Source organism: Pseudoalteromonas sp. S408 (assembly GCF_005886645.1).
GTDB lineage: Bacteria > Pseudomonadota > Gammaproteobacteria > Enterobacterales > Alteromonadaceae > Pseudoalteromonas.
Window position 1 is genome coordinate 116,332 of sequence record NZ_PNDY01000022.1, and the last position, 14,630, is coordinate 130,961.

Annotated in this window: 18 protein-coding genes and 3 tRNA genes; 7 read left to right on the plus strand and 14 right to left on the minus strand. The window is 39.9% G+C overall.

The annotated features are described in order from the left end of the window. The first annotated feature begins 138 nt into the window (after positions 1 to 138). Both CWB62_RS15800 and CWB62_RS15805 read left to right on the plus strand, forming a co-directional pair. A complete protein-coding gene (locus CWB62_RS15800) occupies positions 139 to 720 on the plus strand; it encodes an SRPBCC family protein (RefSeq protein WP_138529552.1) in 582 nt (193 codons plus the stop codon). Beyond that, positions 689 to 1,576: a TIGR03899 family protein gene (locus CWB62_RS15805; protein WP_058403259.1), complete on the plus strand. Its 888-nt coding sequence runs from the start codon at positions 689 to 691 to the stop codon at positions 1,574 to 1,576. Before CWB62_RS15800 ends, CWB62_RS15805 begins: the two co-directional genes overlap by 32 nt. 33 nt (positions 1,577 to 1,609) lie before the next feature. Here the strand turns inward: CWB62_RS15805 and CWB62_RS15810 are convergent, their stop codons facing one another. The 8 genes from CWB62_RS15810 to CWB62_RS15845 form a co-directional block, all read right to left on the minus strand. Beyond that, positions 1,610 to 2,380, minus strand: coding sequence for a TIGR04219 family outer membrane beta-barrel protein (locus tag CWB62_RS15810; RefSeq protein ID WP_058403260.1), 771 nt, complete (start codon positions 2,378 to 2,380; stop codon positions 1,610 to 1,612). 3 nt (positions 2,381 to 2,383) lie between these two features. Further along, entirely contained in the window at positions 2,384 to 3,370 is a 987-nt protein-coding gene (locus CWB62_RS15815) for a DUF2333 family protein (protein ID WP_058403261.1), read from the minus strand. An 8-nt stretch (positions 3,371 to 3,378) separates the two neighbouring features. Continuing rightward, positions 3,379 to 3,888: a copper chaperone PCu(A)C gene (locus tag CWB62_RS15820; protein ID WP_138529636.1), complete on the minus strand. Its 510-nt coding sequence runs from the start codon at positions 3,886 to 3,888 to the stop codon at positions 3,379 to 3,381. A 78-nt stretch (positions 3,889 to 3,966) separates the two neighbouring features. Next, positions 3,967 to 4,293, minus strand: a complete 327-nt coding sequence (locus CWB62_RS15825) for a hypothetical protein (protein ID WP_008130274.1) — start codon at positions 4,291 to 4,293, stop codon at positions 3,967 to 3,969. Position 4,294: 1 nt separating this feature from the next. Then, a complete protein-coding gene (locus CWB62_RS15830; RefSeq protein ID WP_058550685.1) occupies positions 4,295 to 4,510 on the minus strand; it encodes a PspC domain-containing protein in 216 nt (71 codons plus the stop codon). An 8-nt stretch (positions 4,511 to 4,518) separates the two neighbouring features. Further along, positions 4,519 to 5,199 carry a PspA/IM30 family protein gene (locus CWB62_RS15835; RefSeq protein WP_138529550.1) on the minus strand — a complete coding sequence of 227 codons (681 nt, stop codon included), beginning with the start codon at positions 5,197 to 5,199 and terminating at the stop codon, positions 4,519 to 4,521. Between the two features lie 242 nt (positions 5,200 to 5,441). Beyond that, complete coding sequence (gene dusA / locus CWB62_RS15840; RefSeq protein ID WP_138529548.1) at positions 5,442 to 6,416, minus strand: tRNA dihydrouridine(20/20a) synthase DusA; 975 nt, start codon at positions 6,414 to 6,416, stop codon at positions 5,442 to 5,444. A gap of 93 nt (positions 6,417 to 6,509) precedes the next feature. Next, a complete protein-coding gene (locus CWB62_RS15845; RefSeq protein ID WP_138529546.1) occupies positions 6,510 to 7,130 on the minus strand; it encodes a MarC family protein in 621 nt (206 codons plus the stop codon). Positions 7,131 to 7,224: 94 nt separating this feature from the next. Between CWB62_RS15845 and CWB62_RS15850 the strand changes: the two genes are divergently transcribed. From CWB62_RS15850 to CWB62_RS15860, 3 genes are all read left to right on the plus strand, one after another. After that, positions 7,225 to 7,662, plus strand: a complete 438-nt coding sequence (locus CWB62_RS15850; RefSeq protein ID WP_058403334.1) for a transcriptional repressor — start codon at positions 7,225 to 7,227, stop codon at positions 7,660 to 7,662. 73 nt (positions 7,663 to 7,735) lie between these two features. Beyond that, entirely contained in the window at positions 7,736 to 8,203 is a 468-nt protein-coding gene (locus CWB62_RS15855; protein WP_058403266.1) for a chemotaxis protein CheX, read from the plus strand. Further along, positions 8,200 to 8,628, plus strand: a complete 429-nt coding sequence (locus CWB62_RS15860; RefSeq protein ID WP_058403267.1) for a secondary thiamine-phosphate synthase enzyme YjbQ — start codon at positions 8,200 to 8,202, stop codon at positions 8,626 to 8,628. The genes CWB62_RS15855 and CWB62_RS15860 overlap by 4 nt, the downstream gene beginning before the upstream one ends. A gap of 232 nt (positions 8,629 to 8,860) precedes the next feature. Here the strand turns inward: CWB62_RS15860 and CWB62_RS15865 are convergent. From CWB62_RS15865 to orn, 4 genes are all read right to left on the minus strand, one after another. Then, positions 8,861 to 8,936: transfer RNA gene (locus tag CWB62_RS15865), tRNA-Gly, on the minus strand. Positions 8,937 to 9,026: 90 nt separating this feature from the next. Further along, positions 9,027 to 9,102, minus strand: a tRNA-Gly gene (locus CWB62_RS15870). A gap of 38 nt (positions 9,103 to 9,140) precedes the next feature. Next, positions 9,141 to 9,216 (minus strand) — tRNA-Gly (locus tag CWB62_RS15875). 93 nt (positions 9,217 to 9,309) lie between these two features. Further along, a complete protein-coding gene (gene orn / locus CWB62_RS15880) occupies positions 9,310 to 9,855 on the minus strand; it encodes an oligoribonuclease (RefSeq protein ID WP_058403268.1) in 546 nt (181 codons plus the stop codon). A 162-nt stretch (positions 9,856 to 10,017) separates the two neighbouring features. Between orn and rsgA the strand changes: the two genes are divergently transcribed. Continuing rightward, positions 10,018 to 11,076 carry a small ribosomal subunit biogenesis GTPase RsgA gene (gene rsgA / locus CWB62_RS15885; protein WP_058403269.1) on the plus strand — a complete coding sequence of 353 codons (1,059 nt, stop codon included), beginning with the start codon at positions 10,018 to 10,020 and terminating at the stop codon, positions 11,074 to 11,076. A 15-nt stretch (positions 11,077 to 11,091) separates the two neighbouring features. Further along, a complete protein-coding gene (asd, locus tag CWB62_RS15890) occupies positions 11,092 to 11,970 on the plus strand; it encodes an archaetidylserine decarboxylase (protein WP_171034611.1) in 879 nt (292 codons plus the stop codon). Between the two features lie 378 nt (positions 11,971 to 12,348). Here the strand turns inward: asd and CWB62_RS15895 are convergent, their stop codons facing one another. Together CWB62_RS15895 and thiE are read right to left on the minus strand one after the other, a co-directional pair. Continuing rightward, positions 12,349 to 13,098 carry a HesA/MoeB/ThiF family protein gene (locus tag CWB62_RS15895; RefSeq protein ID WP_138529544.1) on the minus strand — a complete coding sequence of 250 codons (750 nt, stop codon included), beginning with the start codon at positions 13,096 to 13,098 and terminating at the stop codon, positions 12,349 to 12,351. Further along, positions 13,091 to 14,629: a thiamine phosphate synthase gene (thiE, locus tag CWB62_RS15900; protein ID WP_138529542.1), complete on the minus strand. Its 1,539-nt coding sequence runs from the start codon at positions 14,627 to 14,629 to the stop codon at positions 13,091 to 13,093. Before thiE ends, CWB62_RS15895 begins: the two co-directional genes overlap by 8 nt. Position 14,630: the final 1 nt, after the last annotated feature.

Consider the following 14,630-nt stretch of genomic DNA (forward strand, 5'->3'; position numbering starts at 1 on the left):
AGATACTGCTTAATGCTATAAATACTCTAACGTAATGTTTAAAAAGCTATAAATTTAGTTTTTGGCTTATGATCTAATTCATACTATAGTCGATTAACAAAAAGTTGTTACATATAAACTTAAAAAACTACCAAAGGTATGGTTATTAAATTATTAAAAACACTGTTCAAATACGTATTAGTTTTACTACTTATAACAGTCGTAGTCGGATTACTGCTTCCACAAAACTACCGTGTGAGTAAAAACGTAGAAATCAATGCCAATATCAGCACAATAAAAACACTTGTTGCTGACTTTAATCAATGGCACACATGGTCACCTTGGCAGCAAGTAGACCCTTCCATTGAATTTATTGTTAATGAACCAGGAGCTGGCGTAGGCGCACATCAATCGTGGGTAGGACAATGGGGGCATGGCGAAATGACCATTACATCTCTCAGTGAAGATAAAATGACATTTAATATACTATTAAATAATGAACATATTATTGAAGGTATACTCACCTTTTCACAGCAAGCAAATACCAATACCGTGACCTGTTATATTGAAGGACAATCAACGACTCTACTCATATCAGGCTATATGGCACTCGTGTATGAGTATATTTTGAATAACACTCTAGAGCTTGGGTTGAATAATTTAAAAACCGTAGCACAATTAAGCGATATACAAAGCGTAGCAAATAGCCATGACAGTAAAAACAGCACAAGCACGGATTAATTTAGCCAATATAATAGAATCGTTACTTGGCTATCCTGTCACTAAGGTGGCCAGCAGCGACACATCGCCAATAACAGAGCAAAGTTACAATACAAGAGGGCAAGTAAAACCGCTATATCATATTAATAGTGAACACCCTTTACTAACTCGCGCCAAACAAAGACACGATTTACTGGCTATAAAGCGACAACAAAACATAGAGGCTATTTTAACCACGGCAATGGAGTTTTGCCCGGACGTAGCAAGCAATAAACAGCCAGACGCAGACTGGGTGGAACACTTTATTGCTTTATGTGAGGACACCTCAAATAGCTCTATGCAAGCCTTGTGGGCAAAAATTTTAACCGGTGAAACATTAAACCCTGGTACATTTTCAATCAAAAGCTTACAAACTTTAAAGCATATGACTCAGCGCGAAGCCGATTCTTTGCAAAAGTGTGTATCGCTTTCTGGCTACAATGAAAAAGACGACAGCCACTTTATTTTACTTGGCTTTTATAAGAAACCGTCTTTATTTGATCTGCTTCGCAAGGGAAATAAAGTGTCATTAAATTTAGGAAAAACAGGAATAAGCTTTCCTGATATTTTAACTTTAATGGATTTGAATTTACTTTATAGAAAAGAAATAGAATCAGCTGTACTTAAAGCAGGGCAAGAACTCACACTCTCTTTTTTATCTCAAAAAGTGACACTCAAAGCAAAAAATAGTGATTTGGTTTTAAGTTATTACAAGTTCACCCAAACTGGCGATGAGCTATCTAAACTTATACGATTTCCTGTAAACAAAATATATAAGCAACTAGTAAACACGGCATTAGAAGGAGAGTTTGATTTAGCGTGGCACACTACAAAATAGAACGCCACGCTTTGTTTAATTAGAAGGTACTAATTAAAAGTGAACCTGAATACCTGCAAACGGACCCGATGCGTCAATATCTGTAGTAATATCATCAACATCATCTAGCTCTAATACCATTGAACGGTAACCTGCTTTAACAGCAATATCTACAGCTAAGTTATCAACAAGCTCCCATGCAACACCCACTTGGTAATCTTGCACTTTACTATCGTCAATTGCCAAAAGGCTACCTTCAAAAAACACACTTAAACCTGTAAATGGTAAGCCTGCTTCTGCACGCGCGTATGCAAGTGGTACAAAACCAGAAAATTCAACCGTTTCAGTGAAGTTTGCACCACCATCTTGCGTTGTTCCGTTAACAATAATGTCACCGTCAAACTGCTTCGCATTTAGACCTAAATCAATAGAAACCAGATCATTATCAAATATTTCATAATACAAGATATAATCAACATGTGTTAAATCGCTTACAGAATTAACGGTTGTACCCACTACATAGTCTGAACCATTAAAGCTAAATGTATCATTTAGTACTGTCGAGCCGTTTAATTCAAGTTCAGTATACTTAAGCTTTAGGTTAGGTACTAAAGGCACCGGATGCTCGAGTGCAGCATAGTAACTAATGTATGTTTCGTCTTCAAAGTTAAAATCCTGAGGTGCATTATCTTTATAAGAAAGCTGACCTTCATTATCTGATTGCCAACCATCAACACCCACATATAAACCTAACAGAGTGTCAGCTTGCGCTGCTGGAGCTAAACAAGCCATAGATAGGGCTGCTGCTAAACAATACTTTTTCATTTTTTATCCTTGCGCTAATAGTTCGCTAAGTTCAATTAAAGCCGCGTTGGCTCTAGAAATATAATTTGCCATAACAAGAGAATGATTAGCAACATAGCCAAAGCCATTGCCATTCAAAATTAGTGGGCTCCATACGGTTTCTTGAGTGGCCTCAAGTTCACGAATGATTTGCTGTAAGCTTACACGTGCGTTTTTCTTTTCAAGTACATCATTAAAGTCGTACTCAACGGCCTGTAAAAAGTGCAGTAACGCCCACGTTGCGCCACGAGACTCATAAAATACATCGTCAATATCAAGCCATGGCGTTCTTACTTGCTGCTGCAATGGCGCAAGCGTTGCTTGCTTATTTGAAGAGTTACCAGCTAGGTCAGTATTAACCTTATCTTGGCCAACACTTGCACTTAAACGCTGACTTAAGCTGCCTAACCGCTTTTCTGCCTCTTTTAACCAGCTGCGTAAGTTATCGGCCCGTGCATAAAACTGGCTGTCGCGTTCATGCTGATGAGCCATTTGCGTACGATAAACAATTAAGTAATCAATCCCTTTTTGGTACTCACCTTCTGCACTTGGCCACGCCCAAGCTTCAGAGCTTATATTAAATTGCGGTTGTGCTTTTTTGAGCGCTTCATGTTCAGTTGATTGAGATTGAGAACGGCTAAAATCTTTTCTCATAGAAAGTGATAAATCACGGACCATTTCAAGTGCGCCATACTCCCAAGCAGGCATATCATCCATAATAATACTAGGTGGAATAACATCATTTGATAAATACCCACCTGGCTTATCAAGTAACGTATTTGCAACGGTAATAAGTGTAGATGTAGTGATATAGCCCGTCACCATCGTTTCATTTCGAAGTTGCGCTTGCTCTTTTGCATTTTCAACCACATCAAAACGTGAAGGCTCAGTACTCCAGTAAACGGCAATGGCGTAAAATATAATAAGCAGTAAAACTAAAATGCCTGCTATTTTTCCTTTGTGTTGCGACATGTAAACTCCTAATGATGAGAATGTTGTGCTGATGACTTAGCTTTATTTATTTGCGACTCTAGCGTAACCACCTCTATATTTGTAAACAAGCGATTACCATCACTAAAATATAGCGTTAGTTTGCGTTCTTGCCCTGCTTTTAAAGGTTCTTGCGGCTCAAACACCATTAAATGATAACCACCGGGCTGAAAATCGACACTGCTATGTGCTTTTACACTCACCGATTCAACCTTTTGCATTTTCATCATGCCATCAACATGTGCGTGCTCATGTATTTCAACGCGCCCTAACCCGTCAATGCTGGCCTTTGTTAATGTTGCATTCGTATCACTATGATTTGAAATAGTTAAGTAGGCGGCACTGGCTTTACCGCCAGGTAAGAACTCTCTTACTTGCGCGTTACTTACTTCAAGTTGTGCAGTATCGGCTGAATGGTTATGGCCAGAGTGCGCAGCCAAAGATGACGAAAAAAAACTAAAAGCCAATGCAGACACAAAAGATAAACACAATTTTGCCATCATTTAATCCTTGTAAAAACGTAATAACACACGTTAAATTTAACATAGTTAACGGGGAATAGTGAGTTAAATTAAGGATTAAGAAACCACTTTTTTGTTATCAGCCACTAACCAGCATAATACGGCAATAAATAATAATGGCCATGCAATCATCACTGAGCCAAATAGCAAAGCCAAAACAGTACCAATAACAGCCACTGCGGCTGCACCTATTAAACCTAAAGTCACTAATGCAGCAATTGCGGCAACGGCTACGATGGCTATAAGTACACTCACTAATTCAACACCAACCCAGCTCATATCTGCAATCCACAATGGAAACTGCCACGTGTCAAAGTTTAAAAATGAGAATGAATTAGTAAAAAACACCAAATAAATGAGTATACAAACAGCGATAGCTTTCATTTTAAAACTCCTTGATATGCTTTTCTTCTAAACAGCAATGCGCAATAAAATAACCAAGCGCAACTACAAACGGAAAACTTAAAAACAGTAAAATAGTAACCAAACGTGTTGCCCATACCGGAAAATCTAATCGGTATGCTAAGCCACTACATACGCCAGATATTTTTTTGTTTAACGTGTCTTTAAACCAGCCACGCTGATGATTAAATCGACTCATAATTCCTCCTACGCGCTTTGTTTAGAACTAACATTTAAGCGTGCTTTTAAACTAGCCAGCTCTGTGTCAATTTTTTCGTTTTTAACAAGTGACTCAATTTGAGTGGCTGTCGAATTAGCTGTGTCAGTTAACTCATACGCCTCAACTTGCGCTTCAATACTCTCAACACGTTGCTCTATTTGCTCAAAACGAGAGAGCGCATGAGCTACTTTATCGCTATTTAACTGCGTATTTATATGCGAACGAGCAACAACTACATCGTGACGCTGCGCTAGTTGAGCTTGCTTTGTCTTTGCTTCTGCTATTTTTTGCTGTAGGCGCTCACAGTCAGATCTAATTTTTAATACAGACTCTTGTAAAGTCTCAAGTTGGGCTTGCTTTTTTTCAATGCTCTCGCTTACAGCTTGTTTAGATATAAGTGCTGACTTAGCAAGGTCATCACGCCCTTTTTCAATTGCTAATTCAGCTTTAGATTGCCATGCTAGAAGCTCTGCTTTTTTAGTATCAAGGTGGCGGTTTATTGCTTTTTCTTCACATAAAAGCGCGGCGGCTGTGCTTCTACACTCGTTTAATGCATCCTGCATATCATTAAGCATTAAGTTAACAAGTTTTTTAGGATCTTCTGCTTTATCAAGCAGTGCTACAATATTTGATTGAATAACATCATTTACGCGATTAACTATTCCCACGGTATTCTCCTGTTGATTTTTAATTGATTACAACAAGTAGACTCCAAGAGTTATGCCAAGTCATTTTAAATTAATAAAAGATAATTATTATCATATAGTTAAAACGAAAAAAGATAAGATTGAAATGACTATCCGCTGAACAGCATTAAGTATAATTGGCCAATAAATTATGTTTTTGACTAATTTTTAGGATCAAAAAAGCCACTATATAAGTGGCTTTAAATGTAACGTTTGAAAAACAATTATTCAGGTACAAAGCTAAGTGCTTTATCCATTACCGATAAATCAGCCTGCTTACCATGGCCGTTTTCTGAAAGATGACGTCTAAAGCCACGCGCACCAGGTTGCCCCTGAAAAATACCCAACATATGACGTGCAACATGCCAAAAATTAGCGCCTAATCGCATTTCTTCTTCAATGTAATCATACATAGAGCGAACCACATCATGGCGGGTTTGCGTATTAACTACATCACCATAAATTTTTTCATCAACCTCATTAAGCATAAACGGATTACTATAGGCTTCGCGCCCAACCATAACACCGTCAATATAGTGAAGATGCTCAAGGCTTTGTTCAATCGTTTTAACGCCGCCATTAATACTTAAATCGAGTTGCGGATAGTCTTTTTTAAGTTGATAAACTCGGGGGTAATCAAGAGGTGGAACTTCACGGTTTTCTTTAGGGCTTAAGCCATTTAACCATGCTTTACGCGCATGGATAATAAAATCATCACAGCCTACTTTATGGCTTGCTTCAATTAACGCACATAAAAACTCATACGAGTCTTGCTCGTCTATCCCAATACGCGTTTTAACAGTAACAGGAATTGCAACTTCACTTTTCATCGCCGCAACGCACTGTGCAACCAATTCAGGCTCGGCCATTAAACACGCACCAAAGCGACCATTTTGAACGCGATCTGATGGGCAGCCTACATTTAGATTAATTTCATCATAACCACGCTCACCGGCAAGCTTTGCGCATTTTGCCAATGCTTGAGGATCAGAGCCACCTAATTGCAATGCAACGGGTCCCTCGTGCTGATTAAAGTGTAAATAATCACCACGACCAAATAAAATAGCACCTGTGGTAATCATTTCTGTATACAACACGGTGTGCTTTGTCATTTTGCGATGAAAAGTACGGCAATGACGGTCAGTCCAATCAAGCATTGGCGCGACAGAAAAGCGTCTGTTTAAAGTTGGTTTATCCAAAATATGTTCATCCAAATGTAAAACCCAAGTGGGTATAAAAGCAAAGCAATTAAGGGAGGCGCATTTTACACAAAACCCCGACTAGCGGCAATATTAGCTATATACCTGCAAGCCAAAGTAATGCGCTATACCGTTTAAAATATTAGTAACTGCTACAGAGCTTAAAATAAGTCCCATTATTCTACTTATTATACTAGCACCGCTATCGCCAATTACTTTATGCACATGCGTTGCAAGTAAAAGTAATATGAGTACTAGGGCTAATACGGCAAGCATCATCGACGACGTCATAAGTTGCTCAATCCAGGTAAACTCTTCATTTCGCGTCATAAGCACGGCACCCAACATCGCACCAGGGCTTGCAATTGAAGGAATAGCTAAAGGAAAGATGGCTGTTTCAGTGCTGTCTCGTACGCTTTTTATTTCAGTTTCGGGTTTGCTCTCACCAAATATCATCGACAGTGCAAAAAGCAGCAGTACTATGCCGCCCGCTATCTGAAAAGCCGACAATGGAATTTCAATCGCATTTAATAAAAGCTCACCAGCGACAACAAAAAATAGCAGCACAATAGCCGATACCCCAACGGCCTTTAAGATGACCTTGCGCTTAAATTTATCATCCTCCCCTCGGGTCACAGCTATAAATACAGGTACAGTGCCTATTGGGTCTATTACCGCAAAAAAGAAGATAAAAATGGCTAATAATTCGTTCATTTCGAGTTTTCCTGACTAAAAATCGCCTAATAAAAACACTGCAACTACAACACAGTATGTTAGTATATCACGGTAGCGTAAGGATAAGAGAATGATGAATATAGAATCACTAGTTAGTAAAGCTAAGCAAGTATGTGACAACCGTGGCGCTCGTTTTACGCCTATCCGTGAAAAAGTATTTCGCTTATTAGCCAGTGCACAAGGTGGTGTAGGCGCCTATGACCTACTGGAACAATTAAAAGTAACCGAATCGGGTGCTAAACCAGCCACTATTTACCGCGCGTTGGATTTTTTAGCCGAACTGGGATTTATCCATAAAATTGAAAGCACTAACGCATTTATGTTGTGTCATCATTTTGATCATATTCATCCGGTACAATTACTTATTTGCGATAATTGCGGGTTTGTTAAAGAACTGCACTCTACCGTTATTTCTCATGAACTAAATAACTTAGCGGCTGAAAGTGGGTTTGTAGTAACAGGGCAAACAATAGAAGCACATGGTAAATGTGAATCTTGTAGAGCTTTATAAAAACAAAATAATTCTTAATGGCTATACTAGTAAATTGTAGCCATTTAATAGCACAAATTTAAGAGTATTCAGTATGAATGTAGAGTTTATCAACCCTTTCTTATCATCATTAATCAATGTGTTAAGCACAATGGCACAAACACAATTAAAACCTGGTAAACCACGCATTAAAACTGACGAGGTCGCGTGTGGGGATGTATCTGGTTTAATTGGCATGGTTGGCCCGCAGACTCGTGGCTCGTTTTCAATTACATTTGATGAAAGCTTGGCACTGACAATTATGGAACGCATGCTAGGCGAGCGCCCTAACTCTATCAACGAAGAAGTAACTGACATGGTGGGTGAAATCACCAACATGGTTACCGGTGGTGCTAAAAATTTATTAGGTGAAAAAGGATTTGATTTCGATATGGCAACACCTATTGTTGTATCGGGTGCAGGCCATACAATAACGCATAAGAGCCAAGGCAAAAAAATCATAATGCCATTTAGCAGCGACGCTGGCACTGCAAATATAGAAGTTAGTTTCGACAAGCTATGAGCTGGCAGCAAAAAACAATCACATTGAAACCTCGTCCTCGAGGTTTCCATTTAATTGATAACGACGTTTTAAATAATCTCTCCGAAATTGCCCACTATAAAGTAGGTTTATTGCATTTATTTATCCAACACACATCGGCAAGCCTGACTATAAATGAAAACGCCGATCCGACTGTGCGTATGGATATGGAAAGTCACTTCGATAAATTTGTACCTGAGCGACAACCTTATTATCGCCATGACTATGAAGGCGATGACGATATGCCTGCCCACATAAAAACAAGTACACTTGGTTGTGCGTTAAGTATTCCTATTTCAAATGGATACTTAGCATTAGGGACTTGGCAGGGTATTTATTTAGGCGAGCACCGCGATGCTGGCGGTGCAAGGCGCATTATAGCGACTATTCAAGGCGAGCTGTTTTAACTGAAGTTTCAACACTTCTCAGTCAAAAAGTATCAACCCCACTTGCTTCAACTATACGACCTCATAATAAAATATCGCTTTATTAATGCAAAGCTGGCTCTGCGCGAAAAGTGATAGCTTCAAATAACCAAAGCCTGAATGCTGAATATTACAAATAAGAAAAAATTAGATAATAAAGGTTTGAATTATAATTTATTATTTTTAATATAGATATTTTGAAGGTATAAAGTATTGGAGCGGTACACGAGGCTCGAACTCGTGACCTCGACCTTGGCAAGGTCGCGCTCTACCAACTGAGCTAGTACCGCATTTTTACTTCTTTAGTTATTTTACGTTGGGTCGCGTTCAACATTCTAGCAACGTATTTTATATTTTAACTAAATTTTTTGGTTAGAAATTGGAGCGGTACACGAGGCTCGAACTCGTGACCTCGACCTTGGCAAGGTCGCGCTCTACCAACTGAGCTAGTACCGCATTTCTAAACTTTAGCTCCAATTTCTTTGGTGAGAAATTGGAGCGGCACACGAGGCTCGAACTCGTGACCTCGACCTTGGCAAGGTCGCGCTCTACCAACTGAGCTAGTGCCGCATAATCGCTTGCTCAAGCACACTAACCCCGCGGGGGTTATCGTCTTGAGCGGGGCAGGATTCTACAATAATACGATGTGTTTGCAAGTGTTTTTTACAAATTAAAGAATTTTTCTCTGTATACCTTCAATTCCATAATTGAATCTTTAATATCGTCTAAGGCAAGGTGCGAACCTTTTTTATTTACTTGGGCTAATACTTCTGGCTTCCAACGCCTTGCAAGCTCTTTAATTGTACTCACATCGAGGTTACGGTAATGGAAAAAGTCTTCGAGTTCACGCATATATTTATTCATAAAGCGTCTGTCTTGCCCAATTGAGTTTCCACACATTGGGGATGCCCCCGCAGGCACCCATTGCTTTAAAAAGTCTAATGTTTGCGCTATCGCATACTCTTCATCAAACGTACTTGCTTTACAGCGCGCAGTTAAGCCTGATTTACCATGCTGGGTCGTGCACCACTCATCCATACCATTAAGTAGCTCATCACTTTGGTGAATGGCTATAGTTGGCCCTTCAGCCAATATATTAAGGTCTGCATCCGTGACAACAGTTGCAATTTCGAGTATTTTGTCAGTCGCAGGTTCAAGTCCGGTCATTTCCAGATCGAGCCAAATTAAGTTTGATTTATTAATAGTCATAATTACCTTAAACGGTGCTTTTCTTTAGATCCAACGCATTTCGATATATCATATTAGCATCAACCGTCGAGCTAAAGCTTTTTTTATACCAACTCGGTTAAGTATTATTGCAAATTGGTATTATGCTCAAAGCCGACATTTAAACAAGGTTATAGGCCAAAAGTGGCAAAACAGAAAAAATTAAGTAAAGGCCAATCACGTCAGATTAAGGCCAATCATCAAAAGCGCATTAATAGCGCAGGTTCAAAACCAGCTAAAAAAGGTGCTCAAGAATGGCAGGCCGATAATTTAGGTCAGGTTGAAAGCGCTATTGTGATCAGTCGCTTTGGTCAGCACGCTGATGTTGAAACGCAAAGTGGCGATGTGCTTCGCTGTAATATACGTCGTACAGTATCTAATTTAGTGTGTGGTGACGAAGTGTTATTTCGTCGCGCTAAAGTCAGTGAAGGCGATTTAGCGGGAGTTATTGAAGCAACACAAGAGCGTCGCTCACAACTAACACGCCCTGACTTTTACGATGGTGTAAAAGTCATTGCTGCAAATATTGACCAAATACTGATGGTTTCTGCTGTATTACCTGAGTTTACACCCAGCATAATTGACCGTTATTTGATTGCGTGTGAAGACATGGGTATTGAGCCTATTTTAGTCCTTAACAAAATCGACTTAATTGACGAAGCTGGCCTTAATGACATCCGAAAAGTGCTCGATATTTATCGCAAATTAAATTATCGCGTACTACTTGTTAGTAATATAACAGGCGAAGGAATTGATGAGCTCAAAGACATGCTTGTTGGCAAAAATAATATTTTTGTAGGCCAAAGTGGCGTAGGCAAATCAACCCTGGTAAACACTGTTCTGCCAGATGCAGAAATATTAACTAAAGAAGTATCTGAGAACAGTGGCTTGGGCCAACACACCACAACAGTATCACGCCTTCATCACTTACCCAGTGGTGGTAACTTAATTGACTCGCCGGGTATACGTGAATTTGGATTGTGGCATTTAGACGTTGAACGTGTGACTTGGTGCTTTAAAGAATTTAGAGAATTTATAGGCGGATGCCGTTTTAGAGACTGCAAACACTTAAACGATCCGGGCTGTATAATAAAAGAAGCCGTAGCTAATGGCGAAATATCTCAGCTTCGCTTTGATAGTTACCACCGAATTTTAGAATCAATGGCCGATGGCCGTGCCGGCGCTCGCGCGCCTCGCGTATAATTTAGGAAAAATACTGTGAGTTTAGATAAATTTAAAATAGCAATGCAATACGCAATGCCAAAACATTTTATTTCGCGCGTTGTTGGTAAATTAGCAGCCGCTAAAGCCGGAGCATTAACAACTACGCTTATCAAGCTGTTTATTAAACAATATAAAATAGACATGAGCGAAGCTAAATATTCTGATCCTGCTCATTACAAAACCTTTAATGAGTTTTTTACTCGTCCGCTTAAAGACGGCGTTCGCCCTATGGTTGAAGATTCAGATACGATTATTCATCCTGTAGACGGCGCAATAAGCCAGTTAGGCGACATAGTTGACGGACAGCTAATTCAAGCTAAGGGCCACGACTACAGCTTACAAGCGCTATTAGGCGGCTCTGAGGACGACACCACGCCATTTTTAGGCGGTAAATTTGCAACTATTTATTTAGCACCTAAAGACTACCACCGTATTCATATGCCTATTGATGGCACATTAAGCAAAATGATTTACGTACCGGGCGATTTATTTTCAGTAAACCCACTTACAGCGCAGAATGTTCCCAACTTATTTGCGCGTAACGAGCGTGTAGTCGCTATTTTTGAGACTGAAATTGGTTCACTTGCCATGGTACTTGTAGGCGCAACAATTGTTGCTAGCATTGAGACTATTTGGGCTGGCACCGTTACTCCACCAGCTGGCAGTGATGTATTTAGCTGGAACTACCCTACTAAAGGCGAAAACGCGATTACCCTTAAAAAAGGAGATGAAATGGGTCGCTTTAAATTAGGCTCAACGGTAGTACTTGCATGGGGCGCTAATAAAGCAGACATACTTGACGATCAACTTCCTGAAGTTGTAACTCGATTAGGTACTGCGTTTGCAAAAATTAAAGAAAATGAAGAGCTGTAAGTTTTTAGTTAAAGATTAGAAAACACCGCGTTTATGATAAACGCGGTCTTTTTTTATTGGTAGGAATAGAGCTTGCTCACACAAAATATAGACATAATGCTCCACCTCTAAAACGACCCACTTCTTAACCTTTTAGTTAATAAATAACTTAATATTTTGTACAAAGAGAAGTGAAAGAGGAATAAATGAGAAAAGATAAAACAAATACTTATTTTAAGCTTATCTTTTCCTCTAAAGCGCAGCGAGTTCACCTCGCGTCGGATATTTTGCATTAATAAATATACACAGCATAAATTTCAAATGCGCAAGCAAGACGCAGAGCTTGCTCACGTGAGAAGCGCAGCTTCTCATAGCTTCCCCCGCGAATTACCTCTTACTTTATCCACCGCACTCTTTACAGTTTAAATCTTTAACTACTTTAAAATGTTGCTGCTTTAAACTCAGCGCATCAAAAGTAATAAACACACTACCCTCAACATGCCCTAGCAGCATATTAAGCGTAAGTTGAGCCTGCATAGAACCAATGACACCCAATAACGGGCTTATTACTCCTGCATTACTGCAATTAATAACTGGTGCCTTATTCGTTTTTGGAAAAATACAGCCGTAGCAAGGACTTTGAGTTTGTGTAAAATCAAACCCCATTAACTGCCCACTTGTTGCAATAGCAGCACCAGCTATTAAACGCGTTTTATTCGCTAGGCAATAGCGGTTAACACTATAGCGCGTGGTAAAATTATCTGAGCAATCAAGTACTACATCGGCATTATTTAAAAGCTTAGCGGCATTGTTATCATCGAGCTTTTTACTGTGCGTCACTATGTGTATTTGATTATTAAGGCTTGTTAATACTTTGCCAGCGGCCGCCACCTTACTTTGCCCTAAGTGATTTAATTTATAAAGCACTTGGCGCTGCAAGTTTGAAAGCTCAACGGCATCATCATCTATTAATATAAGCGTACCAATACCTGCCGCCGCTAAATATAAAAGTACAGGACTGCCTAAGCCGCCTGCACCTACAACAGCTACCGTTGCAGCTTTTAGCGCTAACTGCCCTTCTAGCCCAACTTCTTTTAATAATAAGTGGCGGCTATAACGCAGGGCTTCTTTATCGCTGAGCTTATCCATTAGGCTGATTTATAGCGCTTTGTAGCGAGCTAATAGCTGCAATATAATCATCCGCTTCGCTAATAGCTCTTACCACCGCTACACTGCCTACGCCTGTATTCGCAACTTCATTTGCGCGGGCTAAATTTATTCCACCAATGGCAACTGTTGGGTAGCTTTGCATTAAAGGCACAAACTTTTTAAGTTTATCGAGCCCTTGTATTTGCCCTGTCATATCTTTGGTCGTGGTAGGGTAAATTGCACCAAATGCCATGTAACTTGGTCGGTAGTTATGCGCACGCAGCATTTCGTAAAAGCCATGGGTAGAAAGCCCAAGTCTTAAACCTGCGTCTTTAATAGCGGCTAAATTAGCAATGTTTAAATCTTCTTGCCCTAAATGCACACCGTAAGCACTGTGCTTTATTGCTAACTGCCAGTAATCATTAATAAATACGTGAGCGCGGTGCTTTTCACCCAGTTCAACTGCCTGTTTTATGAGCTCATCAAGCTCAGCGTCAGTTTTATTTTTTACACGTAGCTGAACTGTTTTAATGTCTTGTTGTAAACACTTCTCTAACCATTCATTACTGTCTACAACCGCATACAAACCTAATTGCTTACTTTCACAAGGTGCGAAATCAGCGGCCATATTAAATTCAAGCGGCACATCAAAATCAAGCTCATCACCCAGCCAGCTACCTGGCTCAATAACTTGTGGAAAGTCATCTAAATGTGTAGGAAAGCGAGTTTGCGCAACAGGTCCTATTCCTTCACCGTATCTCACCGACTGCTTTAAGCCTTGGTTTATATAAGCTTTAGCCAAAATAAAGGCATCTTTTAGTGGGTAGTCTTTTGCTAAACACGCGGCAATAACCGACGCCATGCTGCACCCCGTACCATGGTTGTGTGGGCTTTGAATTTTTTTATTACCAAGCCAATACTCTTCACCATTTTGCGTCAAATTATTCACACAATAATCAATACAGTAGCCGCTTGGGTAATCCCAATGCCCACCTTTAATAACAACCGCTTTTGCGCCCCAACTTAGCAGTTTATTTGCGGCGTCTTTGACAGCGCTTGGGCCAATTAAATATACGCCGGTTAATAATTGAGTTTCGTGCGTGTTAGGCGTTATTACGTCCACCAGCGGCATTAAGCATTCTTTAATGGCACTTACGGTGTCTTCTTCAGTTAATACATCACCACTTGATGCAATGGCAACCGGGTCGTAAACAATGACAGGTGGTACGGGCCATTTAGCTTTGTAATGTGCTACATGCTCACTTATTAATTGAATTTGCTGAACATTTGCTAACATGCCAATTTTAATAACTTTGGCTTTCATATCTTTTTCAAGTGCCAAAAGCTGTGATTCAATCACGTCAGTAGACACCGCATTAATAGCTTCTACACCTAAACTATTTTGCGCTGTGAGGGCGGTAATTGCGGTGCAACCATGCACACCAAAGCTTTGCATCGCCTTTATATCGGCTTGAATACCTGCACCACCACCTGAGTCTGATCCGGCAATTGTCCACACTAAATTGTTCATA

Excerpts from the sequence above, each read along its gene's own strand:
- CWB62_RS15805 (WP_058403259.1), top strand. The coding sequence starts at position 689 with ATGACAGTAAAAACAGCACAAGCACGGATTAATTTAGCCAATATAATA.
- CWB62_RS15860 (WP_058403267.1), top strand. The coding sequence starts at position 8,200 with ATGAGCTGGCAGCAAAAAACAATCACATTGAAACCTCGTCCTCGAGGT.
- CWB62_RS15895 (WP_138529544.1), bottom strand. The coding sequence starts at position 13,098 with ATGGATAAGCTCAGCGATAAAGAAGCCCTGCGTTATAGCCGCCACTTA.
- CWB62_RS15820 (WP_138529636.1), bottom strand. The coding sequence starts at position 3,888 with ATGGCAAAATTGTGTTTATCTTTTGTGTCTGCATTGGCTTTTAGTTTT.
- orn (WP_058403268.1), bottom strand. The coding sequence starts at position 9,855 with ATGACTATTAATAAATCAAACTTAATTTGGCTCGATCTGGAAATGACC.
- CWB62_RS15830 (WP_058550685.1), bottom strand. The coding sequence starts at position 4,510 with ATGAGTCGATTTAATCATCAGCGTGGCTGGTTTAAAGACACGTTAAAC.
- CWB62_RS15825 (WP_008130274.1), bottom strand. The coding sequence starts at position 4,293 with ATGAAAGCTATCGCTGTTTGTATACTCATTTATTTGGTGTTTTTTACT.
- CWB62_RS15850 (WP_058403334.1), top strand. The coding sequence starts at position 7,225 with ATGAATATAGAATCACTAGTTAGTAAAGCTAAGCAAGTATGTGACAAC.
- CWB62_RS15855 (WP_058403266.1), top strand. The coding sequence starts at position 7,736 with ATGAATGTAGAGTTTATCAACCCTTTCTTATCATCATTAATCAATGTG.
- CWB62_RS15810 (WP_058403260.1), bottom strand. The coding sequence starts at position 2,380 with ATGAAAAAGTATTGTTTAGCAGCAGCCCTATCTATGGCTTGTTTAGCT.
- thiE (WP_138529542.1), bottom strand. The coding sequence starts at position 14,629 with ATGAACAATTTAGTGTGGACAATTGCCGGATCAGACTCAGGTGGTGGT.
- CWB62_RS15815 (WP_058403261.1), bottom strand. The coding sequence starts at position 3,370 with ATGTCGCAACACAAAGGAAAAATAGCAGGCATTTTAGTTTTACTGCTT.
- CWB62_RS15800 (WP_138529552.1), top strand. The coding sequence starts at position 139 with ATGGTTATTAAATTATTAAAAACACTGTTCAAATACGTATTAGTTTTA.
- CWB62_RS15845 (WP_138529546.1), bottom strand. The coding sequence starts at position 7,130 with ATGAACGAATTATTAGCCATTTTTATCTTCTTTTTTGCGGTAATAGAC.